The sequence below is a fragment of the Streptomyces flavofungini genome (assembly GCF_014650815.1).
Lineage (GTDB): Bacteria > Actinomycetota > Actinomycetes > Streptomycetales > Streptomycetaceae > Streptomyces > Streptomyces flavofungini.
In genome coordinates, this window is record NZ_BMVR01000003.1 from 129,689 (window position 1) to 153,509 (window position 23,821).

18 protein-coding genes are annotated in these 23,821 nt (G+C 74.3%); 10 read left to right on the top strand and 8 right to left on the bottom strand.

Annotated elements, in window-relative coordinates:
* Positions 1–373 precede the first annotated feature (373 nt).
* Positions 374–1,249: a TauD/TfdA dioxygenase family protein gene (locus IE274_RS07825; RefSeq protein ID WP_190115334.1), complete on the top strand. Its 876-nt coding sequence runs from the start codon at positions 374–376 to the stop codon at positions 1,247–1,249.
* 39 nt (positions 1,250–1,288) lie between these two features.
* On the opposite strand, the gene IE274_RS07830 is transcribed toward IE274_RS07825, so the two are convergent.
* The 4 genes from IE274_RS07830 to IE274_RS07845 form a co-directional block, all read right to left on the bottom strand.
* Positions 1,289–1,858, bottom strand: a complete 570-nt coding sequence (locus IE274_RS07830) for a GNAT family N-acetyltransferase (RefSeq protein WP_190114885.1) — start codon at positions 1,856–1,858, stop codon at positions 1,289–1,291.
* A 217-nt stretch (positions 1,859–2,075) separates the two neighbouring features.
* A complete protein-coding gene (locus tag IE274_RS07835; protein ID WP_229909424.1) occupies positions 2,076–2,789 on the bottom strand; it encodes a cupin domain-containing protein in 714 nt (237 codons plus the stop codon).
* 356 nt (positions 2,790–3,145) lie between these two features.
* Positions 3,146–3,595 carry a subtilase-type protease inhibitor gene (locus tag IE274_RS07840; RefSeq protein ID WP_190114887.1) on the bottom strand — a complete coding sequence of 150 codons (450 nt, stop codon included), beginning with the start codon at positions 3,593–3,595 and terminating at the stop codon, positions 3,146–3,148.
* A gap of 390 nt (positions 3,596–3,985) precedes the next feature.
* Positions 3,986–7,957 carry an AfsR/SARP family transcriptional regulator gene (locus tag IE274_RS07845; protein ID WP_190114888.1) on the bottom strand — a complete coding sequence of 1,324 codons (3,972 nt, stop codon included), beginning with the start codon at positions 7,955–7,957 and terminating at the stop codon, positions 3,986–3,988.
* A 187-nt stretch (positions 7,958–8,144) separates the two neighbouring features.
* Here IE274_RS07845 and IE274_RS07850 point away from each other — a divergent pair, with 187 nt between their 5' ends.
* The 5 genes from IE274_RS07850 (at position 8,145) to IE274_RS07870 (ending at position 15,469) form a co-directional block, all read left to right on the top strand.
* Positions 8,145–9,044, top strand: a complete 900-nt coding sequence (locus IE274_RS07850; protein WP_190114889.1) for an NAD(P)-dependent oxidoreductase — start codon at positions 8,145–8,147, stop codon at positions 9,042–9,044.
* Positions 9,045–9,238: 194 nt separating this feature from the next.
* The gene (gene kdpF, locus IE274_RS07855; RefSeq protein ID WP_033263837.1) at positions 9,239–9,328 is read left to right on the top strand and encodes a K(+)-transporting ATPase subunit F; all 90 of its coding nucleotides are present in this window, start codon (positions 9,239–9,241) and stop codon (positions 9,326–9,328) included.
* Between the two features lie 10 nt (positions 9,329–9,338).
* Complete coding sequence (locus IE274_RS07860; RefSeq protein ID WP_190114890.1) at positions 9,339–11,891, top strand: sensor histidine kinase; 2,553 nt, start codon at positions 9,339–9,341, stop codon at positions 11,889–11,891.
* 45 nt (positions 11,892–11,936) lie between these two features.
* Complete coding sequence (locus tag IE274_RS07865; RefSeq protein WP_190114891.1) at positions 11,937–14,492, top strand: ATP-binding protein; 2,556 nt, start codon at positions 11,937–11,939, stop codon at positions 14,490–14,492.
* A gap of 110 nt (positions 14,493–14,602) precedes the next feature.
* On the top strand, positions 14,603–15,469 hold the full coding sequence (locus IE274_RS07870; protein ID WP_190114892.1) for a trimeric intracellular cation channel family protein: 867 nt from the start codon (positions 14,603–14,605) through the stop codon (positions 15,467–15,469).
* Between the two features lie 69 nt (positions 15,470–15,538).
* Here the strand turns inward: IE274_RS07870 and IE274_RS07875 are convergent, their stop codons facing one another.
* The 3 genes from IE274_RS07875 to IE274_RS07885 form a co-directional block, all read right to left on the bottom strand.
* Complete coding sequence (locus IE274_RS07875; RefSeq protein WP_190114893.1) at positions 15,539–18,004, bottom strand: polysaccharide lyase 8 family protein; 2,466 nt, start codon at positions 18,002–18,004, stop codon at positions 15,539–15,541.
* Positions 18,005–18,235: 231 nt separating this feature from the next.
* Positions 18,236–19,147 (bottom strand): slipin family protein, encoded by a 912-nt coding sequence (locus IE274_RS07880; RefSeq protein WP_190114894.1) that lies wholly within the window; start codon positions 19,145–19,147, stop codon positions 18,236–18,238.
* An 81-nt stretch (positions 19,148–19,228) separates the two neighbouring features.
* Positions 19,229–20,077, bottom strand: a complete 849-nt coding sequence (locus tag IE274_RS07885; RefSeq protein ID WP_190114895.1) for a hypothetical protein — start codon at positions 20,075–20,077, stop codon at positions 19,229–19,231.
* Positions 20,078–20,195: 118 nt separating this feature from the next.
* Here IE274_RS07885 and IE274_RS07890 point away from each other — a divergent pair, with 118 nt between their 5' ends.
* Positions 20,196–20,945, top strand: coding sequence for a class I SAM-dependent methyltransferase (locus IE274_RS07890; RefSeq protein WP_190114896.1), 750 nt, complete (start codon positions 20,196–20,198; stop codon positions 20,943–20,945).
* Positions 20,946–20,978: 33 nt separating this feature from the next.
* Here IE274_RS07890 and IE274_RS07895 read toward each other — a convergent pair whose 3' ends face one another.
* Complete coding sequence (locus IE274_RS07895) at positions 20,979–21,929, bottom strand: GlxA family transcriptional regulator (RefSeq protein ID WP_190114897.1); 951 nt, start codon at positions 21,927–21,929, stop codon at positions 20,979–20,981.
* 276 nt (positions 21,930–22,205) lie between these two features.
* Here IE274_RS07895 and IE274_RS07900 point away from each other — a divergent pair, with 276 nt between their 5' ends.
* The 3 genes from IE274_RS07900 (at position 22,206) to IE274_RS07910 (ending at position 23,819) form a co-directional block, all read left to right on the top strand.
* Positions 22,206–22,859: a DJ-1/PfpI family protein gene (locus tag IE274_RS07900; RefSeq protein WP_190114898.1), complete on the top strand. Its 654-nt coding sequence runs from the start codon at positions 22,206–22,208 to the stop codon at positions 22,857–22,859.
* Positions 22,860–22,909: 50 nt separating this feature from the next.
* The gene (locus IE274_RS07905) at positions 22,910–23,485 is read left to right on the top strand and encodes a hypothetical protein (protein WP_190114899.1); all 576 of its coding nucleotides are present in this window, start codon (positions 22,910–22,912) and stop codon (positions 23,483–23,485) included.
* 115 nt (positions 23,486–23,600) lie between these two features.
* Positions 23,601–23,819, top strand: a complete 219-nt coding sequence (locus tag IE274_RS07910; protein WP_190114900.1) for a hypothetical protein — start codon at positions 23,601–23,603, stop codon at positions 23,817–23,819.
* The last annotated feature ends 2 nt before the right edge of the window (positions 23,820–23,821 follow it).

Here is a 23,821-nt window from a genome sequence, read left to right on the forward strand (position 1 = left end):
ACCCAGAATGGCCGACATGATCCAGCACCTGACCACCGGCCTCGGGCGTTTCAACGTCCCGTGGCGGCGCGGGTGCGAGCGATCGGGCTGTTGACGCGACCACCGCGACCCCGCGGCGCCGCGCCCATGTGACCGTACCTCTCCGTGTACGTGTCGTGCCGCGCGCCGAAGCTCCGTTCGCCCGGCCTGTGTCCGGCCCGGTCCAGGCCCTTCGCCCGACGCGAGGATCATCACCATGACGTCTCTGCCCACGTCCGCGTCCTCTGAGTTCTCCGAGGTCTCCGAGTTCTCTGAGGTCTCTGCCCACGACGCCCCGAACCCGCCCCACGACGCCCCCGCCGCACTCCGCGAGGCCCGCGTCCCCGCCGACGGCATGTACGAGGGCCGCCGCACCCTGCGCCGCCTCCCCGACGGCTGGTCGGAGCGCCCCTACGAGCACCTTGACGTGGTGCCCCGGGGCCGCGTCATCGGCGCCGAGATCCGGGGCGCCGACCTCACCGGGCCGCTCGCCCCGGCGCTCCGGGCCGAACTGCACCGCGCGCTCCTGGAGTGGAAGGTGCTGTTCTTCCGCGGCGCGCACCTCACCTCCGACCAGCAGCGTTCCTTCGCCCGCGGATGGGGCGACCTGGAGACCAACCCGCTCCTCGCCCGCGGCGCCGCCGAGGACATCGTGCGCTTCGAGAAGGGCGGCACCGCGACGCCCACCTTCGAGAACGTGTGGCACGCCGACGTCACCTTCCGCGAACGGCCCGCGCTCGGCGCCGTGTTGCAGTTGCGCGAGGTCCCGCCGGTCGGCGGCGACACGCTGTGGGCGGACATGGCCGCCGCGTACGACAACCTCCCGTACGACGTCAAGGCGCGCGTCGACGACGCCGTGGCCGTGCACGACTTCATCCCGGGCTTCGCCCGCTTCTACGGCCCCGAGCAACTCGCCCCGCTCCAGGACGAGTTCCCGCCCGTCACGCACCCCGTCGTCCGTACGCACCCGGAGACCGGCCGCCGGATGCTGTTCGTCAACACGTCCTTCACCACGCACATCGTCGGCATGGACCGCGCCGAGAGCGACCGCCTGCTCGGCTATCTGATCCGCCAGGCGCATGTGCCGGAGTACCAGGTGCGCTGGCACTGGCAGGCGGGCGACATCGCGTTCTGGGACAACCGGGCGACGCAGCACTACGCCGTCGACGACTACGCGCCGCACCGCAGGGTCGCGGAGCGCGTCGCGATCGCGGGGGACCGGCCGTACTGAGCACGGGCCCGGCCCGGGGTGAGCGGACCGGGCCCTGCCTCAACGGTCAAACGTGAGCAGCCACTTGACCTCGCCGTCGTGCCACTCCTCGGTGGGGGCGAGCCCGGCGGCGCGGGCCACGGCCGCCGACGCCGCGTGGTCGGGGTGGATGTGCGCGAGGACGCACGCCACCTCCGGCCGGCCGCGCAGCCAGGCCACGAGGGCCCGCGCCGCCTCCGACGCGATGCCTCGGCCCTGCCAGGGAGTGCCCACCACCCAGGCGATCTCGGCCGCGAGGCCGCCGGACGCGGGGCCGCCGGACGCTGTGTCGGCAGAGGCGTGGTCGGGCCCCACGGTCGCCTGCACGGTGCCCGCCGGACGGCCGTCGGCGGTCACCCTGACGACCCAATTGCACCAGGAGACACGCGGGTCCGGCGATCCGGCGACCATACGGGCGTAGCGGGCCCGCAGCGTCGCGAGATCGTCCGGGGCGCCCCCGATGAACGCGTGCAGCGCCGGGTCGGCGAGCACGGCCGCCATCTCCTCGGCGTGCGCGACGCGCAGCGGCTCCAGGGTGAGGCGCGCGGTGGCGAGGGGCTCGGCCCCGACGGTGTGCCCGGCCCGGCTCATGCGCGGCTCCCCGCGTTCTGTGCGTGTGCGTACGTCGGGCACTCCACGTGCCCTGGCTTCCCCGAGCCGCTCATCCACTGCCCCTCGCTGTCGCGCTTCTCCGTGTGTACGGAGCCGACGGCAAGGTAACGCGTGCCGCCGCCGGCACGGATCACCGGGATCGCGCGGATCTTGCCGGACCACCGCCCTCCGGCCGCGAACCCTCCCCGCGCCCGGCTCAGGCGGCACCGCTCTCGTACACGTCGAGTCGTCCGCACATCCCGAACCGCCCGCGCTCGGCGGGGAGTTCGGCGCGCACCCCGGCCTTCGCGAGGTGGGCCGCGTCGCCCTTCTCCAGCGCGTCGAGCTGTGCGCCGGTGGCGGCGGTCGCCGCGGCGGCACCCGTGCGCCAGCGCTCGCGCCACGCGCCGGTCAGGGGCTCGACCAGCGCGGCGGCGGCCCGGTGGAAGGCGGCGAGGGGCTCGGGGTCGCCCGCCTCCGTGGCCTCGCGCAGCGCGGTGAACCCTTCGACGGCGAGGTCACGGCGGTGCCGTGCCGCCCGCTCCACGGCCGCGTCGCCCGCCGCGCCCCCGTCGAGCGCGCGCGGCGGCAGGGCGGTGGCGGCGCGATACGTCGCGGGGTCGGCGAGCAGGTGCGGCGGCAGGGTGAGTACGGCGTCGCCCGCCTCGGGCAGGCCGCTGTTCTGCATGAGGACGTGCAGGGTCAAGCCGCCCTCGTTGACGAGCCGGTGGATCGTCCCGGGCGTGAACCACACGAGCGCGCCCGGCGCCAGCGGGGTCTGCCGGAAGCCGGCGGGGGTCAGGGTCTGCACGGCGCCCCGGCCGCTGACGACCGCGTAGCCCTCCGTGCAGGTGAGGTGGAGGTGGGGCGTGCCGCCGCGGAGGCCGTCGGCAGCCGACCAGTCGTACACGTGGAGCCGTGAGACGCCGATGCCCCCCGGTAGGCCGACGTATACGGCGGGATCGCCGGGAGCGGGCCTCGGGGTGGTCGCGGGCGCGGGGCGCGGGGGCGTGTCGGGGGTGGGCACGGCGGGGCCTCCTCGGGCCGGACGGGAGCCGGTTCCCGGACAGGATCCGGCAGGTTCCGCCGGAACGACCCGGGCGGGAGGCCGTGGGTTCCGCGCGCGGGGAATTGTGCGGCCCCCGATGCTCGGGACATCGGGGGCCGCGTGCCTCGGCTTCCTCCCCCCACGAAAGGTTGCCGAGGTGTCTTGGGGTGGACGGACGGTCCGTCAGCGGTCGCGCTGGAACGGGCGTTCCGTCAGGGGTGCATTGACGGGGCGGGTCCTCAGAAGTTGAGCAGGGCGCCGTCGGTGAGAGCCGCCTTCATCGAGCACGGGTTGCCGAAGGTGGTCGTCCACGACACGTGCTTGCCCTGCCAGACACCGGCCGCGGAGACCACGACCGGGTTCCACTCCTTGGTGCACGCGACCTTCGGAGCCTGGTCGACGAGCTTCTCGAACTGCGCCTCGACGGCGAAGAGTTCGCCGCACGCCGCGCGCGGCGCCGGGTGGGTGCCGACGGCCTTCGGCGCGCAGCTGAGGGTGACCGCCCGCTGCACCGTGGCCGTGGCGGCGTCGTCGCCCTGGCCGACGGTGAGCACGAGGTCCGACGGCGCGTACAGGCCCGTCGGCGCCGGGGTCGCAGCACCGGCCGCGCCCGTCGAGACCGCCGAGACGGTCAGGACGCCTGCGGCTACGGCGGCGGCCGCGCTCACGGTCTTCAGGAGGTGACGCACTTTGACGCTCCTTCAATGCGAGTGGGAAGTACGAGAGTTGTGTTTCCTGTGCGTGAAACCAGGTGTTACGTGGAGATTGCGTGTGCCGTTCTTGGTTGCGGTCGGGAGTCTTGCAAGTGCGCTGAGTAAGCGGCAAGCGGATGGTCGATTTCCGGATGACTGCGATCGTCGAGTGCGGGCCGAATGACCGTTCGGGCAGCTCAGGGCGGTCGAACGCACGGTGTGACGACCGTCCAGAATGTGGACTCTGCCAGGTGGTATAACCAAGAACAACACGCTGACCTGGGAGAATGAGCGGTTGGTAATTTTCTTCGGCGCGGCGTTCGACCGGAAACCGGTGCTTGACCGGGTGGGTGCGGAGGAGTTATGAGGCGGGTGGCACGGGTGGGGTCAGTGGGGCGGGAGCGGCTTCTCGGCCCGCTCGGGCGTCCGGGCTGAGAGGCGTCGGGCCTGCTCAGGGGCCATGCGCTCGCCCTCGTCGAACGCGGCGGTGTACGCGCCCTCGCCCAGCCGGTCCCTGGCGCCCGCCGACACCCGGTCCACGTCGCCGCGCTCGGCCGCTGGGAGCGGGGCGCCCGCGGAGGCGCGGGCGGCGGCCGCCGCGCCGAGCAGCGTCACGGCGGTGCGGTGCTCCCCGGCGGCGCCCGCTGCCCCCGCGAGGCCCTCCAGGGCCAGGGCGAGCGCCCGCGCGTCGCCGAGGCCGACGGCGACGTCGAAGCCCTCGGCGTGCAACGCATGCGCCCGGTCCGCGTCGCCGCGCAGCTCCGCCACGAAGCCCAGCTCGGCGAGCGCGAGCGTGACGCCCGGCCCGTAGTCGGCCCGGCGGAACCAGGCGAGCAGGTCCCGCATGTACCCCTCCGCGCCCGCCAGGTCGCCCTCCCTGCGCGCCCCGAGTCCGAGGCCGATGCGCGCGTCCAGCTCGCCGGAGCGGAAGCTGTGGTCGCGCGCGAGCCGCAGCGCGCGCTCGTGCGCGGCGCGGGCCTCGGCGAAGTCGCCCGTGAGCAGCGCGATCCGGCCAACTCCGGACAGCCGCTTGGACGCCTCCGCCCACAGCCGAAGCCGCTCCGCGATGGCCAGTCCCTCGCGGTGCAGCCGCGCCGCCTCGGCGTAGTCGCCCGCGATCTCGCTGAGTGTCGCCAGCGGGAAGACGGTCTGCAACTGCCCCCAGTCGTCGCCCAGTTCCCGGAACAACCGGGCGCTGCGCTCGCTGTCACGGCGTACGGCGGCGAGGTCGCCGTGCGCGAGCGCGTGCCGGGCCCGCACGCTCAGCGCGGCGGCGGTGCCCCAGGCGTCACCGAGGGCGGCGAACAAGTCGAGCGCCTCGTTCACCAGCCGCTCCCCGGTGCGCACGGCGCCCGCGCCCAACTGCGCGGAGCCGAGGACCCACAGGGCGGTGGCGCGGCCTGAGGGGTCGTCAAGGTGTTGGTAGGCGGCGAGGGTCGCGCGGAGGAGGCGCGTGGGTTCGGCGGGTGGTTCCGGGGTGCTGGTCGTGCCCTCGCTGTCGCCGGTGGCCTCGCTGTCGCCCGTGGCCTCGCCGGTGGGGGTCGGCCCGGCGTCCGTGCCCGTGCAGATGTCCGCGTACGCGTCCACGGCCGCGTCATGGCCGCCTTCCCGCAGGGAGATGCCGGTGCGCCAGGCGAGGGCGAGGGCGCGGGCGGCGGCGATCTCGGTGGGCTCGGCGGCTTCGGGGGCGTGCTCGGCGTTCGGTGCCGACCTGGAGGTGGGGGCCGACGTCGCCTGCGTTCCCGTATCCGGCACCAACGCCAGCACCGCGTCCAGTGACCTCCGCGCCTCGGTGATCCGCCCCCGCAGCACCCAGTACCAGGCCAGCGCGTTGACCATGCCCAACGCGCGCTCCACCGCGCCGAGTCCGACCGCCGTGTCCAGCGCGCGGCGCAGATTGGCGCTTTCCTCGTCGAGGCGATCCAGCCACCGGCGCTGCTCGGGACCGTGCAGCGACCGGCCCGCCGTGACAGCGAGTTCGGCGTAGTGGACGCTGTGCCGCTCACGCACGTCCCCGGACTCGCCCGCCTCCCGCAGCTGCTCGACGCCGTACTCCCTGACGGACTCAAGAACGCAGTACCGCGGCCCGTCCCGCCGATCGGAGGCCACCACCAGCGAGCGGTCCACCAGGCGGGAGAGGAGGTCGAGCACATCGGGCCCGCGTACGGCGCCGCCCGTGCTCACGGCCCGGGCGGCGTCGAGCGTGCAGCCCTCGTGCACGGCGAGGCGGCGCAGCACCGTGCGCTCCGGCGGCGACAGCAGCGACCAGCTCCAGTCGATGACCGCGCGGAGCGTACGCTGCCGGGCGGGCGCCCCGCGAAAACCCCGGCCGAGCAGCGCGAACCGGTCGTCGATGCGGGACAGCAGCCCGTGCACGCCCAACGTGCGCACCCGCGCGGCCGCGAGTTCCAGTGCCAGCGGGAGCCCGTCGAGCCGCACGCACAACTCGGCGACGGCCTCCGCGTCGTCCGCGCCGAGGCCGGCCCCCGGCCCGAGCCCGGCCCGCTGCCGGAACAGCTCCATGGCGCCCGCGAGGTCGAGCGGCGGCACCGCCAGGACCCGCTCACCGCTCACGTCGAGGGGCTCCTGACTGGTGGTGAGGACGCTCAGCCCGGGCGCATCGCGCAGCAGCGCGTCGGCCAACTCGGCCGCCGCGTCCACCAGATGCTCGCAATTGTCGAGGACGAGGAGCAGCCGCCGCCCGCGCAACGCCCCCGTGAGCCGCTCGACCGCAGCCACCGGCACCCCCGGCTCCTCATGCAGCCCGATGACCCGGGCCACCGCCTCGGCCACCCCCTCGATCCCCGCCCCGTCCCCCAGCCCCGCGAGCTCGGCCACCCACACCCCGTCGGGAAACTCCCCCGCCACGCCACGCGCCGCCGCGAACGCCAGCCGGGTCTTGCCCACCCCGCCGGGGCCGGTCAGGGTCACCAGCCGGGTGGCGGCGAGGAGTTGACGCACGTCGAGGACCGCGTCGGCGCGTCCGATGAGCGGGGCGACAGGGGCCGGGAGGTTGGTGCGGTGGGTGGTGGCCTCTGCGAGGGCTTCGGGGGTGGGGGAGTGGGACGCGGGGGCGGTGGTCCCGGGGGGTGTGGTGGACGGGGGCGCTGCCGGGGGTGTCGCGAAGGCCGGGGGCAGCGGGGCGGGTGTCGTGGCGGCGGGCAGCGCGACGGCCGCGGGTGTGGCTGTGGGCTCCGTCGTGAGCGGGGGCGCGGGGGCGGTCCGGCTCGGGGGCTCGGCGGGCGTGGTGCCGGGCGGGGTGGTGCCGGAAGGGGTGGGCGCGGAGGTCGCGGTGGTCGGCCGGGCGGGGCCGGGCTCGGCGGTCGGTGCCGCGGCAGCCGATGCCGTGGTGATCCGGGGTCTCGTCGCGGACGTGGCAGTCCCCGGAGGCGGGGGCTTGGGTGCGTCGGCGATCGGCGGTGCGGGCATGGCCCCGGGTGGCGCGGTCGCCGGAGGCGTGGGTGCGGGTGTCCGCGCGGACGGCCGTGCGGGTGTGGTCCCAGGCGGCATGGGGGGCGCAAGCGGGGAGGCCGGAGGCGTGGCGGGCGGAGACACCATTGCCGCGGGCTCGGGCGGTGCCGACGAGGTGGTCCCGGCGGCCGGCGGAGCGTCCAGCTTCGGGTCCTGCCGCAGTATCGCCCCGTGCAGCGCCGCCAGTTCGGCTCCGGGGGTGAGGCCGAGGTCCTCGGCGAGGCGGTGGCGCAGGTCCTCATAGGCGGCGAGGGCCTCCGACTGGCGGCCCGCGCGGTACAGGGCCCGGAGCTGTGCGGCCCGCAGGCGCTCGCGCAGGGGGTGGTGGCGCACCAGGTCGGCCAGGTCGGCGGCCAGCGGGCCGTGGTCGCCGGACTCCAGGCGGGCCTCGGCCTGGTCCTCCCGGGCCGTGAGGCGGTCCTCCTCCAGGCGGTCGGTGGCGCCCCGCGCGAACGCGTCGTCGGTGAAGTCGGCGAACGCCCCGCCTCGCCACAGCCCCAACGCCTCGTCCAGGAGCCGCACCCGCTCGCCGGGCACGTCCGCCGCCCGGGCCCGCTCCAGCAGCAGCGCGAACCTGCCCGTGTCGACCGCGTCCGCCGCCACCCGCAGCGTGTAGCCCGCGGGCCCCGCCCCGACCAGGGCCCGGCCGCCCGGCTCGGCCCGTTCCAGGGCCCGGCGGAGCTGCGACACCTTGCCCTGCAGGGCGTTGGACGGATGGTCGGGCAACTCCTCGCCCCACAACCCGTCGATCAGCCGGTCCGCGGACACCGGGTGTCCCGGGTGCACCAGCAAGTGGGCCAGGAGCGCACGGACCTTGGCGCCGGGGACGGTGACCTCCGCGCCGTCCGTCGTCCACACGGCCAGCGGACCGAGCACTCCGAATCGCATGCCGAAGACGATAACTCGGCAGGTGAGCGCTCTGCCGTCGGCGCCGACAGGGCAGCGACAGCGAACCGGCAGGCAAGCGGCAGCGAACGGACAGGCCCCGCCCGCAGGGTGATGACCGCAGGCCGGGCACACCGCCCCGGCCGCAGCACCGAAAGCAGTCCCAGCCGCAGTCCCACGGAGGCACAGCATGAGCGACACCGGCAGCACCACCGGCGAGACCACCACCCCCGCGCCCACCACCATCACCGTCATCGGGCTCGGCAACCTCGGGCAGGTCCTCGCCCGCACCTTCCTCGACCAGGGCCACCAGGTCACCGTCTGGAACCGCTCGCAGGACAAGGCGGACGAACTGGTCGCCCGGGGCGCCACGTTGGCGGCGAGCCCGGCCGAGGCCGTCGCCGCGAGCGACCTGATCGTCGTCTGCGTACTCGACTACACGACCGTCCGCGACCTGCTCACGCCGACCGCGGCCGCCCTCGCGGGCCGCGTCGTCGTGAACCTCACCTCCGGCACCCCCGACCCCGCCCGCGAACTCGGCGCGTGGGTCGGCAAGCAGGGCGCCGCGTACGTGGACGGCGCGGTGTACGCGATCCCGCAGACCGTCGGCACGCCGGAGGCCTTCGTCCTGTACAGCGGCGACGCCGAGGCGTTCGCGCGGTACCGGACGCTCCTGGAGACACTGGGCTCGGCGGTGTTCGTCGGCACCGACGCGGGGCTCGCGCCGGTGTACGACGTGGCGGTGCTCAGCGGCATGTACGGGATGTTCGCCGGGTTCTTCCAGACGGTCGCCGTCGGCGGCTCCGCCGGGATCGAGGCGGCGAAGGTCACCGAACTGCTCGTGCGCTGGCTCACGGAGGCCATCGCCGCGCTGCCCGGCTTCGCCGCCGAGATCGACGCCGGGGACTACCGGACCGAGACCTCCAACCTGGACATCAACGCCGTCGGCCTCGCCCACATCCTCGCCGCGACCAAGGAGCAGGGCGTCGGCGTCGACCTGCTCGCCCCCCTGCACGCCCTGTTCGAGCGGCAGGTGTCGCAGGGGCACGGCGCGGAGAGCATGTCCCGCGCGATCGAGTCGCTGCGCTAGGGCGTGCGGAGCCCGCGGGGCCGGTGCGACACCGCACCGGCTCCACCGGCTCCCGCGCCCTGTCGGCTCCCGGATGTCAAGGGGGTGTCAACGTCCTGGTGAGAGCTGCCAAGGATGTGTCAAGGGGCGTATCCGCTGGTCCGGCGAGCGGCTTCGGTGGGGAAGTCACCCAGCACGCCAAGGAGTTGAGGACCGTGAGTGCTGAGAATGTGGTGGGACTCGTCATCGCCGTCAGCCTGGTCGGGTATCTCGTCCTCGCGCGGCTCTTCCCGGAGAGGTTCTGACACCGGCGCGATGACGGATGTACGACCCGGACAGTTGAAGATCTACCTCGGAGCGGCACCGGGGGTCGGCAAGACCTGCCGCATGCTCGACGAAGGACGGCGACGGGCCGCGCGCGGCGCCGACGTCGTCGTGGGTCTCGTCGAGTGCCATCGGCGTCCGCACACGGAATCCCTCCTGCGGGAGGCGCGGGCCGCGGGACTCGACGTCGTGGAGCGCGCCCGCGTCTCCTGCCGCGGCGGCGCGTTCACCGAGCTCGACCTGGACGCGCTGCTCGCCCGCGCCCCGCAGGTCGCGCTCGTCGACGACCTCGCCCACACCAACGTTCCCGGCGACGGCCGCAACCCCAAGCGCTGGCAGGACATCGACCGGCTGCTCACCGCGGGCATCGACGTCGTCACGACGGTCAACATCCAGCACATGGAGTCCCTCAAGGACGTGGTGGAGAAGATCACCAAGGTGCCGCAAGCCGAGACCGTCCCCGACGACGTCGTGCGCCGCGCCCACCAGATCGAGCTCGTCGACGTCGCCCCGGAGTCGCTGCGCCGCCGCATGGCGCACGGCAACATCCACGCCCCGGAGAAGGTGGACGCCGCCCTCGCCAACTACTTCCGCACCGGCAATCTGACGGCCCTGCGCCAGCTCGCCCTGCTGTGGGTCGCCGACCGCGTCGACGAGGCCCTGCAGGCGTACCGCTCCGAGCACGGCATCGGCGGCGTGTGGGAGACCCGCGAGCGCGTCGTCGTAGGCCTGACCGGCGGCCCCGAGGGCGACACCCTGATCCGGCGTGCCGCCCGCATCGCCGACCGCTCCGTCGGCGGCGAGCTGCTCGCCGTGCACATCGCGCGCAGCGACGGCCTCGCCGCGGGCACCTCGCACGCGTCCCTGACCCGGCAGCGGCGGCTCGTGGAGGACCTGGGCGGCAGCTACCACTCGGTCGTCGGCGACGACATCGCGACCGCCCTGGTGGAGTTCGCCCGCGCCGAGAACGCCACCCAGCTCGTCCTCGGCTCCAGCCGCCGCGGCCGCGTCGAACGGTTCCTCACCGGCCGCGGCACCGGCGAGTCCGTCGTCGAGTCCTCCGGCGACATCGATGTCCACACCGTCACGCACGAACGCGCGGGCGCGGGCACCCTGCTGCCGTCGCGCAGGCGTACGCTGTCGGGCCCGCGCCGCGTCGGCGGACCGGTCGCCGGGCTGCTCCTGCCGATCGCGCTCACCTTCCTCCTCGACCCGGACACGGCCCGCGAGCACCTGAACCTCACCAGCGAGACCTTGCTGTTCCTGCTCGCCGTGGTGGGCGTGGCCTGCATCGGCGGCGTGCTGTCCGCGGTCGTGGCGTCGGTGACCGCGTCGCTGCTGCTCAACTACTGGTTCATGCCACCCGTCGGACACTTCACGCTGGGTGATCCGAACAGCATGCTGGCCCTGGTGGTGTTCGCGATCGTCGCCGCCACGGTCGCCGCTGTCGTCGACCGGTCGCTGCGTCTTTCGCGGCGCTCCGCGCGCGCCACCGCCGAGGCCGAGACGATGTCGGCGCTAGCGGGCACCATCGTGCGGGGCGGGCAGCCCATTCCCGCCCTGCTCGAACGCGCCCGGGAGGCCTTCGGCGTGGACGCCGCCGAACTCGTGGCGGAGCCGCCCGACGTCTCCGAGGCCGCCGACGCCCAGGTGACCGCCGTACCCGCGGGCGCCGACGCCTACTTGGTGCTGCGCGGCCGCCCCCTGCCCGCCGCCGACCGCCGCGTCCTCGCCGCGTTCGCCGCGCACGTCGGCGCCGCCGTCGAGCGGGCCCGGCTCGCCGAGGCCGCCGCCGAGGTGGAGCCCGTCAAGGCCGCCGACCGGATGCGTACCGCGCTGCTGCGCGCCGTCGGGCACGACCTGCGCACCCCGCTGGCCGCCGCCCTCGCCGCGATCGGCTCGCTGCGCAGCCGCGACCTGGACTTCTCCGCACAGGACCGGGAGGAACTGCTCGCCACCGCCGACGAGTCCATGACCAAGCTGAACCGGCTCGTCGACAACCTCCTCGACATGAGCCGCCTGCAGGCGGGCGCCCTCAAGCTCGAACTGCGCGACACCACCCTGGAGGAGGTCCTGCCGCCCGCTCTGGACTCGCTGCCCGTGTACTGCCCGGTCGAGACGGGCAGCCTGGAGGAGATCCCGGCCGTCCTCGCCGACCCGCCGCTCCTGGAGCGGGTGATAGCCAATCTCGTCGGCAACGCCGCCCGCCACACCCCTTCCGGCGGCAAGGTCCTGGTCACCGCGAGCGCGCTGGCGGGCCGTGTGGAACTGCGCGTCGTCGACCGCGGCCCCGGCCTCCCGGCGGCCGACCGCGACCGGGTCTTCGAGCCGTTCCAGCGCCTCGGCGACACCGACAACACCACCGGGCTCGGCCTCGGGCTCGCGCTGTCCCGGGGCCTCGCCGAGGCGATGGACGGCACCCTCACCCCGGAGGACACCCCCGGCGGCGGGCTCACCATGGTGTTGTCGCTGCCGTTCGCGGAACGGGTGCGCGAAACCAACGGTGCGCGGGGCCCTGGCGTCTGGCATTCTGAGCGCCTTTGATCGATGAACGTATCAATCACCCCCCCGAGCGCAGAGACGAGATACATGGCACGCGGCAAGCTTCGGATCTATCTGGGGGCGGCACCGGGCGTCGGCAAGACGTACGCGATGCTGTCCGAGGCGCACCGTCGTATCGAACGCGGCACCGACTGTGTCGTGGCCTTCGTGGAGCACCACCACCGTGCCCGTACGGAAGTGATGCTGCACGGCCTGGAGCAGGTGGCCCGCAAGGAGCTGGAGTACCGCGGCGCGACGTTCACGGAGATGGACGTGGACGCCGTCCTGGAGCGCGCCCCGACCGTCGCCCTGGTCGACGAGCTGGCGCACACCAACATCCCCGGCTCGCGCAACACCAAGCGCTGGCAGGACGTCGAAGAGCTGCTTGCCGCGGGCATCGACGTGGTCTCCACCGTCAACATCCAGCACCTGGAGTCGCTCGGCGACGTGGTCGAGTCGATCACCGGCGTCCGGCAGCGCGAGACGGTGCCGGACGAGGTGGTGCGCCGCGCCGACCAGGTCGAGCTGGTCGACATGTCGCCGCAGGCGCTGCGCCGCCGGATGGCGCACGGCAACATCTACAAGGCCGACAAGGTCGACGCGGCCCTGTCCAACTACTTCCGCCCCGGCAACCTCACGGCCCTGCGCGAGCTGGCGCTGCTGTGGGTGGCCGACCGGGTCGACGAGTACCTCCAGCAGTACCGGGGCGAGCACAACATCCGCTCCACCTGGCAGGCCCGCGAACGCATCGTCGTCGGCCTCACCGGCGGACCCGAGGGCCGCTTCCTGCTGCGCCGTGCCGCGCGGCTCGCCGAGAAGGGCGCGGGCGGCGAGGTCCTCGCCGTCTACATCGCCCGCAGCGACGGCCTCACCGCGGCCTCGCCCAAGGAACTCGCGATCCAGCGCACCCTCGTGGAGGATCTGGGCGGCTCCTTCCACCAGGTGATAGGGGAGGACATCCCGGCGGCTCTCCTGGAGTTCGCGCGCGGCGTCAACGCCACCCAGATCGTCCTCGGCGTCTCCCGCCGCCGGGGCTGGCAGTACCTGTTCGGGCCCGGCGTCGGCGCCACCGTCGCCCGCGAGTCCGGGCCCGACCTCGACGTCCACCTGGTCACCCACAACGAGGCGGGCAAGGGCCGCAGCCTGTCGGCCACGCCGCGCGCCGCCCGCCTCGGCCGCGACCGGCTCATCTGGGCCTGGCTGGTCGGCATCGGCGGGCCGGTCCTGCTCGCCCTGCTGCTGCGCGGCGTGGCGCCCCAGCTGGGCCTCGCCAACGACATGCTCCTGTTCCTGACGCTCACCGTGGCGTCGGCCCTGCTCGGCGGCCTGCTGCCGGCCCTCGCGTCGGCGGCGTTCGGGTCCCTGCTGCTCAACTACTACTTCACCCCGCCCTTCCACCACATCCTGATCTCCCACCCGAAGAACATCGTCGCCCTGATGATCTTCGTCGCGGTGGCGGTGTCCGTGGCGTCCGTGGTGGACCTGGCGGCCCGCCGCACCCACCAGGCGGCCCGGCTGCGCGCCGAGTCGGAGATCCTCTCCCACCTGGCGGGCAGCGTCCTGCGCGGTGAGAACAGCCTGGAGTCGCTCCTGGAGAGCGTACGCGAGACCTTCGCCATGGAGTCCGTGGCGCTCCTTGAGCGCGAGAGCGACATCGCCCCGTGGACGTGCGTGGCCGGCGTCGGCTCCCGCCCCCATACCGGCCGCCCCGAGGACGCCGACGTCGACATGCCCGTCGGCGACTACATGTCGCTCGCCCTGACCGGCCGCGTCCTGCCCGCCGAGGACCGCCGTGTGCTCGGCGCGTTCGCCGCCCAGGCCGCCGTGGTCCTGGACCGCCAGCGCCTGCAGTCCCAGGCGAAGGAGGCCCGGGCGCTCGCCGAGGGCAACCGCATCCGCACCGCCCTGCTCGCCGCCGTCAGCCACGACCTGCGCACCCCGCTCGCCGGCATCAAGGCGTCCGTCTCCAGCCTCCGCTCGGACGACATCGAGTGGTCCGAGGAGGACCAGGCCGAGCTCCTCGCCGCCATCGAGGCGGGCGCCGACCGCCTCGACCACCTCGTCGGCAACCTTTTGGACATGTCACGCCTCCAGACCGACACCGTGACGCCGATGGTCCGCGAGATCGACCTCGACGAGGTCGTCCCGCTCGCCCTCGAAGGGATGGCGGCCTCCGCCGAGCACGTCTGCCTCGACATCCCCGAGGAACTGCCCATGGTCGCCGCCGACAAGGGCCTCCTGGAGCGGGCCGTCGCCAACGTCATCGAGAACGCCCTGAAGTACAGCCCCGACGGCGAGCGCGTCCTCGTCGCCGCCAGCACCATGGCCGACCAGGTGCAGCTACGGGTCGTGGACCGGGGCCCCGGCGTCCCTGACGACGCCAAGGAGCGCATCTTCGAGCCGTTCCAGCGGTACGGGGACTCCCCGCGCGGCGCCGGAGTGGGCCTCGGGCTCGCCGTCGCCCGCGGCTTCACCGAGGCCATGGGCGGCACCCTCAGCGCCGAGGACACCCCCGGCGGCGGGCTCACCATGGTCCTCGCCCTGCGCCGGGTGCCGGGGCGCCCGCGGGTCAGCCCCGGCCTGCCCGCTGCCGCCAGCTCCTGAAGCAGGCGTCCGCCCCGCTTCCGGTCGCCGTCCGCCGCCCGGTGACGTACGAAACGTAGGAGACGTACGGGACCCACCGGGCGCGGAACGGAGCAGGGAGGCGGGCGGCGATGGCCGAGCTGCTGACGCCGCACGGCGTGGATGTGGCCACGCGCGGGCTCGACCTCGCCGGGGTGTTCGCCGCCGCGCTGCAGGGCGGCGCGATCGCCCGCACCGAACGGCTCGACCTGTTCGGCTTCGTCGCGGTCGGCGTGGTGTCCGGGCTCGGCGGCGGGCTGATCCGCGACACCCTGCTCCAGCACGGCACGCCGGTGGCGCTCACCGACGTGTTCTACCTGCCGACCGCGCTCACCGGGGCGTTCATCGCCTTCCTCATCAGCATCAGCCAGGAGGCCTGGGACCGGCTCTTCACCGCCCTGGACGCGGCGGTCATCGGCTTCTGGGCCGTCGCCGGGGCGCAGAAGACCCTCGCCACGGGGCTCGGCTGGCTGCCCGCGCTGCTGCTCGGCACCATCACGGCCGTCGGCGGCGGGGCGCTGCGCGACATGATGCTGCGCCGCGTCCCCGCGGTGCTCGGCGGGAACGCGCTGTACGCGTCCGTCGCGGTGGTCGCCGCCGCGATCACCGTCGTGTGCAGTTACGCCGAGCAGCCCACGCTCGGCATCGTGCTCGGCGTGACCGTGGCCCTCGCCCTGCGCCTCACCGCGTACAAGCGCGGCTGGGGGCTGCCGAGCGGCCTCGACTGGCAGCCCCGGTCCCGGCTGGCGAGCGAGCTGCGCCGCAGGTGGCGGCGCGCACCCCGGACGGAGGAGAGCCGGGGCGGGGGGAGCGGCCGGGGCGAGCGCGCGGCCCGGCGGCTGCGGTTCCGCGGGGCCCACCCCGCGCCGGGCACCCTGCGGCGCAAGCCCGCCGCGCCGCACCCACACGACCCTGCCGCCGCGACCGACCCCGCCGCCGACCCCGACGGAGTCCGGTGAACCCACCCGTCCGGTGAGCGCCCCGGGCCGGGCGGGACCCGCAGCGGCCGTACCGAGGGCGTGGGCGGCTCACCCGAGGCGCACAGTGATCTTCTGCGTCGCCCCCTTCGTGGGGCCCAGGTCGGCGAACGTGAGCTTCAGGGCCGCGCCGGTGCCGGCCGACGTGACGGTGGCGGGCTTCGCGGTGACCGCGGCGACCGGCCGGTCCCACGTCACCGTCAGGCCCGCGCGCGCCGCCCGGGTCGGGTCGCTGACGCACACCACCGCCGTGCCGTCCGGCCGCTCACTGACCAGCACCACGCAGGCGGCGCTCACGGTGAGCGCCCCGGCCGTGCCGCCCGACCAGAAGGCCACGCCGGTGAAGCCGAGCGAGGGCACGCTGATGCCCTGCCGTGCCCCGGAGTTGGCGAGGATCCGCAGCCAGCCGGAGGCCCCGGCCCGCTCCGCCGTGCGGGCCGCGCTCGCGCCGGGCAGCAGCATGTAGGCGTAGGCCGCGTCCGTGGGGTCGGTGCCGTGGTCGACGTGCAGCGTGAGGTAGGTGCGGGTCAACGGGGTGGTGGCGCCGCCCTTGTTGATGTCGCTCCACTTGCCGGTGCGCTGCTCGCGGCGGGCCCGGACGGCCGCCCCGCCGGGGAAGACGTAGCCGCCGTGGCCGCCGATGTGCGCCCAGCGGGCACCGGTGAGCGTCTGCGACCAGGGCGTGGTGGTGGGCTTGGTGACACCGTCGACCTGGAACGGGGAACGCCCGCTCGGCCCGAGGTTGCGGTTCTCCACGGTGGACTCCACGACCGTGCCGTCCGCGCAGTTGATGCCCGCGCCCAGGCACACGATCGTGTCGTCCAGACAGAACCACGCCTTGCGGGCCGACAACGTGCTCTGGAGCCCCTTCAAGTGCTGCCCCAGCACGGCCCGTTGACCGTCGCTCGCCCCGCCCACCCAGCTCACGTCCGGCCGCGCCGCGCCCCAGTCGCCGCCCGCCCCGTCCGCGAGGACCTTGCGGGACGCGGTGGTGCCGGGCAGCCGGTACGGGTCGACGGTGGGCCAGAACGCGTCGCTGTACTGGCCGTTGGCGTAACTGTCGCCCCACCACGCGAGCATGCCCGAGCCGGTGTGCCAGCCGCGCAGGTTCTCGCCGTTGCCGGTCTCGTAGTACGTGATGCGGGCGTCGGCCATGCTGACGGCGGCGGCCCAGCCGGGGCGGCGGTGGGTGGCCCGCGCCATGTTCGTGAACAGGCGGTGGCCGGTGGGCTCGGGCACGGGCGTGACGGCGGTGTCGTCCTCGACGGCCTTGAGGCGGGCCAGGTGGGTGAGGCTCAACTGTGGGTCGCTGAGCGGCGGGCTGTAGTAGTCGCGGCGCATCCAGCCCTTCACCAGGCCCCGCCAGCGGGCGTTCTCGGCCGCCGACGCGCCCTGGCCGAGCAGCGCGATCGACGCCAGGATCGGGTGCCCGCGCAGGTGGTCGTCGGCTTGCGCCTTCTTCGCGTCGGACGCGGCGATCCCGCGGCTGATGGCGCGGCCCGCGACACAGTCCATGACCAGACCGTTGTAGAGGAACGGCGCCCACGCCTTCTCCACGGCGTCGAAGACGATCTGCTTGCCGCTGTCCGTCACTTCCCACGGCGACCCGTCGAGGAGCGCGAACAGCAGCCCGAGCCCGCCGAGCAGCACGGACCCGTACGAGCCGGTGTACGGCACGGTGGTGTGCTGGATGAACGAGCCGTCCACGTACAGGCCGTCGCCGCTGGTCACGTACGGGAAGACGGGCGACAGGGCGTCCCGGGCGAGCGCGACCTTCGCCGCGTTCGCGCCGACGACACCGCGCAGCGCGAGCACCCGGCACAGGTCCACGCGGTTGGCGCCGGTGCTGGTGCCGGTGTACTGGGCGACTGCGGAGTCCGGTACGAAGTGGTCGACGGCCGCGCAGTAGTGGGAGAGTCGCTCGGCCGACAGCGCGTCGTACATCAGGACGCAGGTGTCGAGCAGCGCCTGCGGGGCGCCGATCTGCCAGCTCCACCAGTTGCCGAAGCGCGCCTGCCGCTCGTTGTAGACCTGCGTGTAGAGGTGATCGAGGCCGGTCACGATCGCCGACTTGAGCGTGCTGTCGCCGGTGAGGCCGGTGCCCTGCTGGCTGTAGGCCCCCGCCATCGTGGCGAGCCGGGTGCAACTCGTGACGAGGTTCGCGGAGTAGCCGAACGACTCCTGGTCGGTGTCCGGTTCGGGATCGGCGTACGAGGCGTCGGGCCACAGGGAGCCGGTCGCCGGGGCCATCGTGTCCCTCAACTGCCTGGCATCAGCGCCAAGTTGGGCCAGGCGGGTCTGGAACGGCTCGGCGGTCGGGCTGAAGCCCTCGCCGAGGATCAGGGTGCGCCACTTGGCGCGCAGGGCGGCGAACGCGTCGGCGTCGGCGGTGGCTTCGACGGCGGCCGTGGTCGCGGTGTCGCGCGCGGCCGCGGGGGGCGTGGTGGGCGTGGCGAGGGAGAGCGCCGAGGTGCCGGTGGTCAGGAGGAAGGCGCGGCGGGGCCAGGGAGTGGGCATGCGGGGGCTCCAGGGGGACCAGGGGGCCAGGGGAGGCGAGGAGCGGAAGGCGTGCAGGAGGGGTGCGGGGCACGTGCCGGGTGGGGCGGGGCGGGCGACCGGAGGTCAGTAAGCGCTTTCTAGCATGCGGTCGTCGACGGGCTCAATGGGCGTGACGGAGGAATCGCCGAGGCGGACCGGACGACCGGCCACGCTCCGGGTGCCGCCTGGGGCCGACCCGTCGGACGGGCCCTAGGCCTCCACATGCGGCGCCGTACCGTCGGTGACCCGCGGAACCGTTTCCACCGCCGGTGCGGTGACCTCCCGTGGCGCGGCGTCGTCCCGCGGCGCGGCCACGGCCCGCGGTGCCGCCTCCGCGGGCGGGGGCGTCGCCTGCGGCTGCTGGTTCGCGGCCCGTTCCAGGAAGCGCAGCAGCTCGACGGGGAAGGGCAGGACCAGCGTCGAGTTCTTCTCGGCGGCCACGGCCACGACGGTCTGCAGGAGCCGGAGTTGGAGGGCGGCGGGCTGTTCGGACATCTCCTTGGCGGCCTCGGCGAGCTTCTTGGAGGCCTGGAGCTCGGCGTCGGCGTTGATGACGCGGGCGCGCCGCTCCCGGTCCGCCTCGGCCTGCCGGGCCATCGACCGCTTCATCGTCTCCGGCAGGGACACGTCCTTGATCTCGACGCGGTCGATCTGCACGCCCCACCCGATGGCCGGGCTGTCCAGCATCAGCTCGAGCCCCTGGTTGAGCTTCTCGCGGTTGGACAGCAGGTCGTCCAGGTCGCTCTTGCCGATGATGGACCGCAGCGAGGTCTGCGCCATCTGCGAGACCGCGAAACGGTAGTCCTCGACCCGCACGATCGCGTGCGAGGCATCGACCACCTTGAAGTACACGACGGCGTCGACCCGCACCGTGACGTTGTCGCGCGTGATGCCCTCCTGCGCGGGCACCGGCATCGTCACGATCTGCATGTTGACCTTACGCATCCGGTCGACGCCCGGCACGATCATGGTGAACCCCGGCCCGCGGGCGGTGCCCGAAAGGCGGCCGAGCCGGAAGACGACACCGCGTTCGTACTGCTTGACGACGCGGGCCGCCGACATCACGTACACCAGACCGGCGGAGAGCGTGACCGCACCCGCCGCGAGGAGTTCCTGCAGCATGACGACCCCCTGTCATTCCGAGCCGCCCGTCCATCAAGAGTACGCCCGGACGGCGTGCCGGGGCGAGCCCCTGGGCGCGGGTCAGACGGCCCGCGGGCGCGACTCGTACAGGCGCGTGTAGTAGCGGCCCGCGGACTCCAGACCGGTGGTGTCGTCGCCCGCCGCCCGCACCCGCTCGACGGCGTCGCGCTGCTCGTCGGGGCCCGTGAACAGGCGCTGCGGATAGAGCCGGCCGGCGTCGGTCGTGGTGCGCAGGCCGTGCTCGGTGAGGCTCTGGGAGATGCGGTCGTAGGGGACGGTGCGCAGGACGAACGCGCTGACCCACAGGGGGAGGCGGGCGGCGTCCAGCAGGGCGTCGAAGGTGCGGTGCGTGACGTAGCCGATGCCGCCGGTGACGGTGATCAGGCCGACGCCGGCCATGGCGCGCGCGAGGCCGTGGCTGGGCGGTACGCGCTCCAGGTTCTCGGCGTACGCCTCGTCGAGGAGGCCGACGGCGAGGGCGTAGGCGGTGGCGTGGGCGGCGGTGTCCACGCCGACCAGGCGCACCGCGTCCGGGCGGCGCCGGGCCGCGTAGAACTCCTTGTCCAGGTCGATGAGTTCGCTGGTGGTGAGGTCCGTCGTCCCGTCCCCGGCGTAGTGCGCGTACAGGTCGGCGAGGGTCAGGTCGTGGTTGAGCAGCGCGGCGTTGAGACCGTAGGAGCAGCACAGGTCGAGCACGGTGAGGCCGGGGCCCGGCGGCGCGGCCCGGCGCGCGGCGAGCGTGCGGCGGAAGACGGCCTGGGCGTGGTGCGGGATCTCGTAGTCGTACGGGGCGAGGCGGCGGAAGTACGACCGCGGGTCCGGCTGGTCGTAGATGTCGTCGAACCGGGTCTTGCCCGCCATGGCGTCGGCCGTGGGGTCATCGGGGCCCGGCTGCCTGTGTGCGCACATGGTGCACCTCCGTGAAGTGGGTTCGGGTGTGCGGCAGCTGAAGCTCTACCCGAGGGCTCGACGGGCCCGGAAGGCCACGAGGCGGATCCTGGCCACACGGGCTCACTAAGCTGTGCCGGTGTTCACCTCCCAGGGCCCCTCGCTCCGCGAACTGACCGTGCAGGCGCTGTCCTCCACCGAGCACGGCTACGACCTGCTGGCTCCCAAGTTCGATCACACGCCCTTCCGTACGCCCGAGCGCATCCTCGACGCGTGTGCCGAGGCGCTGCGGCCACTTGGCCCGTTCGCCGCGGGTCTCGACGTGTGCTGCGGCACCGGGGCCGGGGTGGAAATCCTGCGGCCGATGTGCCGGGAGCAGGTGACCGGCGTCGACTTCAGCGCGGGGATGCTGGCCGCGGCGCGGGCGGCACCGGCCGCGGGGGACGGGACGGGGGACACGGGCCCGGCGGTCCACTGGGTGCGGGCCGACGCCCGCGCGCTGCCCTTCACCGAGCGCTTCGACGTGGCCGTGAGCTTCGGGGCGTTCGGGCACTTCCTGCCCGCCGAGCGGCCGGGCCTGTTCGCCCAGGTGCACCGGGCGCTGCGCCCCGGCGGCCTGTTCGCTTTCCCCATCGGCGCGCCACAGCCACTCACGTCACCATGGTACTGGGGCATGCTCGGCTTCGACCTGGCGATGCGGGCGCGCAACGCGCTGCGGCAGCCGCCCTTCGTCATGTACTACCGCACGTTCCCGCTGCCCGGGGTGCGGGCCGACCTGGAGCGGGCCGGGTTCACGGTGCGGCTGCGGCCGCTGGAGGAGTTCGGGCGCCGGGAGGACGGGAGTCCGCGGTGGCGGCTGGTGGTGGCGCGCAAGGCGGCGGGGGCGTGACCGCCGGGCCGACGGCCGCCGCGGTGGACCGGGTCAGCGGCCCGCGCTGCTGAACGCCCGCCGGTAGGCCTGCGGGCTGACCCCCGCGACCCGCTTGAAGCGGTCCCGGAACGCGGTCGGCGAGCCGAAGCCGACCTGCGCGGCGATCCGCTCCACCGGGTGCTCCGTGGTCTCCAGGAGGTGCTGGGCCTGGCGGACCCGCGCCCGGTGCAGCCACTGCAGCGGCGTCGTGCCGGTCTGCTCGCGGAACCGCCGCAGCAGGGTGCGGCTGCTCAGGCCCGCGTGCTCGGCGATGTCGTCGAGAGCGAGGTCGCGCGCCGCGTTCTCGTCCAGCCAGCGCAGCAGCGGCTCCAGCGCCCGGCCCCGGGGGACCGCGGGCGGCTGGTTGACGATGAACTGGGCCTGGCCGCCCTCCCGTTCGAGCGGCATCACCGACAGGCGCGCGGAGTCCGCGGCGACCGCCGAGCCGTAGTCGCGCCGCACCATGTGCAGGCTCAGGTCGAGCCCGGCGGCGGCGCCCGCGGACGTGAGGATCTGGCCGTTGTCCACGTACAGGACGTCCGGGTCGACGTCGATGTCCGGGTAGGCCGCGGCGAGGTGGTCCGTGGCGAACCAGTGCGTGGTGGCCCGCAGGCCGTCGAGCAGCCCCGCCTGCGCGAGGACGAACGTGCCCACGCAGATCGACGCGATGCGGGTGCCCGCCGCGGCCGCCTCGCGCAGCGCGGCCAGGGTCTTCTCCGGCACCGGCGCGGTCGGGTCGTGCGTGCCCGGTACGACGATGGTGTCCGCGTCCACGAGCCCGCTCAGGTCGTGGTGCGCCCGCAGCGAGAACGTTCCCGCGTCGACCTCGGGCTCCGCCGCGCACACCCGCACCCGGTAGGCCGGCCGTTCGCCGGGCAGCCGCGTCCTGCTGAACACGTCCAGGGGCATCGCCAGGTCGGAGGGGATGACGTCGTCGAGGGCGAGGAACGCGACGGTGTGCATGGCGGCAACGTACGGCACCACCGGACTCCCGCCAAGCGCCGCTCGCGGCCCCCACCGGGCCCCACGCACCCGCGCCGCGCGCCGACGGCCTGCGGAAACGGGCACCGATCGGGTGTCAGCGGCCCTGCGCAGCGCTGGCGATATCCCGTTGAAAGCTGTCATTGCAGCCACTGTCGGAGGGGGATCGGCGCTGACTAGCCTCGACGCCGGGAACAGCACGGGAACAGCACCGGAGCCCCGCCGGGGCGCGGTCCCCGCCAGGAAACGGAACCTCGCATGCACGTTCAGGCAGTCCTCTTCGACGGCTTCGACCCGCTCGACGTCCTCGGCCCGCTGGAGATCCTGTACGCCGGGGGCATCGCGACGGACGGCGCGATCACCGTCGAACTGGTCTCGGCGGAGGGCGCCCGCGACGTCCCCAGCGGCCTCGACCTCATCACCCTCCGCGCCACCGCGCGGCTCGACCCGGAGCGCGACGGCCTGATCCTGGTGCCGGGCGCCGCCGGACCCACCCGGCAGGCCGACCCCGAGGACGACAGCATCCCGTCCCGCATCGCCCGCACCCAGCGCACCGACCTGCCCGCGCTCCTGTCGGCCGCCATGGCGCGCCCCGGCGTGACGATGACGACCGTGTGCGGCGGCTCCCTGGTCCTCGCGCTGTCCGGGCTCCTCAAGGGCAGGCACGCCACCGGTCACCACGACGCGCTCGACGTCCTGTGGGGCCTCGGGGCGACCGTGGTGCGGGCCCGCGTCGTCGACGACGGCGACCTGGTCAGCAGCGCCGGGGTGACGTCGGGCCTCGACCTCGGACTGCACCTCCTGGAGCGCGAGTTCGGGCCGCGCGTGGCACATGCCGTCGAGGAGATGTTCGCGCACGAGCAGCGCGGTGTCGTGTGGCGCGCCGCCGGGACCGCACCCGCACCGATCTGACCTCGCCCGCCCCGCGGCCCCGCCTGCCCTCCCGACGCGAAAGCCCTCCCATGACGAAGCTGTTCCTCATCCTCCACGTCCTCGCGGCCATCCTCGCCGTGGGCCCGGTCGCCGTCGCGGCCAGCATGTTCCCCAAGGTGCTTCGGGACGCGCTCGCCGGTCCCGGTGACGCGGCCCCGGTGACGACGCTGCGTACGCTGCACCGCATCTGCCGTGTCTACGCGGGCGCCGCCATCGCCGTGGTGGTCTTCGGCTTCCTGACGGCGAGCAGCATGGGCGTGCTCGGCAGCGCCTGGCTGATCACGTCGATCGCGCTGACGTTCGTCGCGGCGGTGATCCTCATCGTGCTGGTGCTGCCGCGCCAGGAGACGGCGTTGGAGGCGGTCGCAGCGGTGCGGGCCGCGGCCGTCGGTGCGGCGGGCGGCGGTGCCACCGGGGCGTCCGGCGACGCGGCGGCCACCGATGGCGCCACCGATGACGAGAGCGGGACCGGCGGCGCTGTCGCCGTGAAGCCGGACGCCCGTACCAGCGCCCAACTCGCCATGGTCACCGGCGTCTTCAACCTCCTGTGGGCCGCCGTCACCATCCTGATGATCGTGCGGCCGGGCTCCACGACCGGAGGCTGACCTCGCACCTGCCCCGCGAGGCTGGCCGGGGCGGCGCCCGTGCCCCATGCTCGATGCGACGACGGTCCGTCAACTTGCTCGCAGGGGGTACGAGATGGGGTCCGAGGACGACAGCATGCCACCCGCTCCGGCCGAGCCCGACGGCGCCGACCCGCGCGGCGCGATCGGTGATCCGCCGGTCGGCAGGACGCCGGGCGAGTGCGCGGCGGCACAGGACCCGGCGGCGTCCCACGCGGAGGCGTGGCAGGCCCCGGGGGCACCGGACCTGCCGGCCCCGCTGGACCCGCCGCGCGCACCGGCGCCGGGGACCCGGCCAGAGACGCCGGAGGGCTGAGC

Coding starts and splice junctions, on each gene's coding strand:
- IE274_RS07845 (WP_190114888.1), bottom strand. CDS start 7,957: ATGCGATTCGGAGTGCTCGGTCCGCTGGCCGTGTGGACGACGGACGGC.
- IE274_RS07885 (WP_190114895.1), bottom strand. CDS start 20,077: ATGTGCGCACACAGGCAGCCGGGCCCCGATGACCCCACGGCCGACGCC.
- IE274_RS07850 (WP_190114889.1), top strand. CDS start 8,145: ATGAGCGACACCGGCAGCACCACCGGCGAGACCACCACCCCCGCGCCC.
- IE274_RS07875 (WP_190114893.1), bottom strand. CDS start 18,004: ATGCCCACTCCCTGGCCCCGCCGCGCCTTCCTCCTGACCACCGGCACC.
- IE274_RS07910 (WP_190114900.1), top strand. CDS start 23,601: ATGCCACCCGCTCCGGCCGAGCCCGACGGCGCCGACCCGCGCGGCGCG.
- IE274_RS07825 (WP_190115334.1), top strand. CDS start 374: ATGTACGAGGGCCGCCGCACCCTGCGCCGCCTCCCCGACGGCTGGTCG.
- IE274_RS07905 (WP_190114899.1), top strand. CDS start 22,910: ATGACGAAGCTGTTCCTCATCCTCCACGTCCTCGCGGCCATCCTCGCC.
- IE274_RS07830 (WP_190114885.1), bottom strand. CDS start 1,858: ATGAGCCGGGCCGGGCACACCGTCGGGGCCGAGCCCCTCGCCACCGCG.
- IE274_RS07870 (WP_190114892.1), top strand. CDS start 14,603: ATGGCCGAGCTGCTGACGCCGCACGGCGTGGATGTGGCCACGCGCGGG.
- IE274_RS07895 (WP_190114897.1), bottom strand. CDS start 21,929: ATGCACACCGTCGCGTTCCTCGCCCTCGACGACGTCATCCCCTCCGAC.
- IE274_RS07880 (WP_190114894.1), bottom strand. CDS start 19,147: ATGCTGCAGGAACTCCTCGCGGCGGGTGCGGTCACGCTCTCCGCCGGT.
- IE274_RS07860 (WP_190114890.1), top strand. CDS start 9,339: ATGACGGATGTACGACCCGGACAGTTGAAGATCTACCTCGGAGCGGCA.
- IE274_RS07900 (WP_190114898.1), top strand. CDS start 22,206: ATGCACGTTCAGGCAGTCCTCTTCGACGGCTTCGACCCGCTCGACGTC.
- IE274_RS07865 (WP_190114891.1), top strand. CDS start 11,937: ATGGCACGCGGCAAGCTTCGGATCTATCTGGGGGCGGCACCGGGCGTC.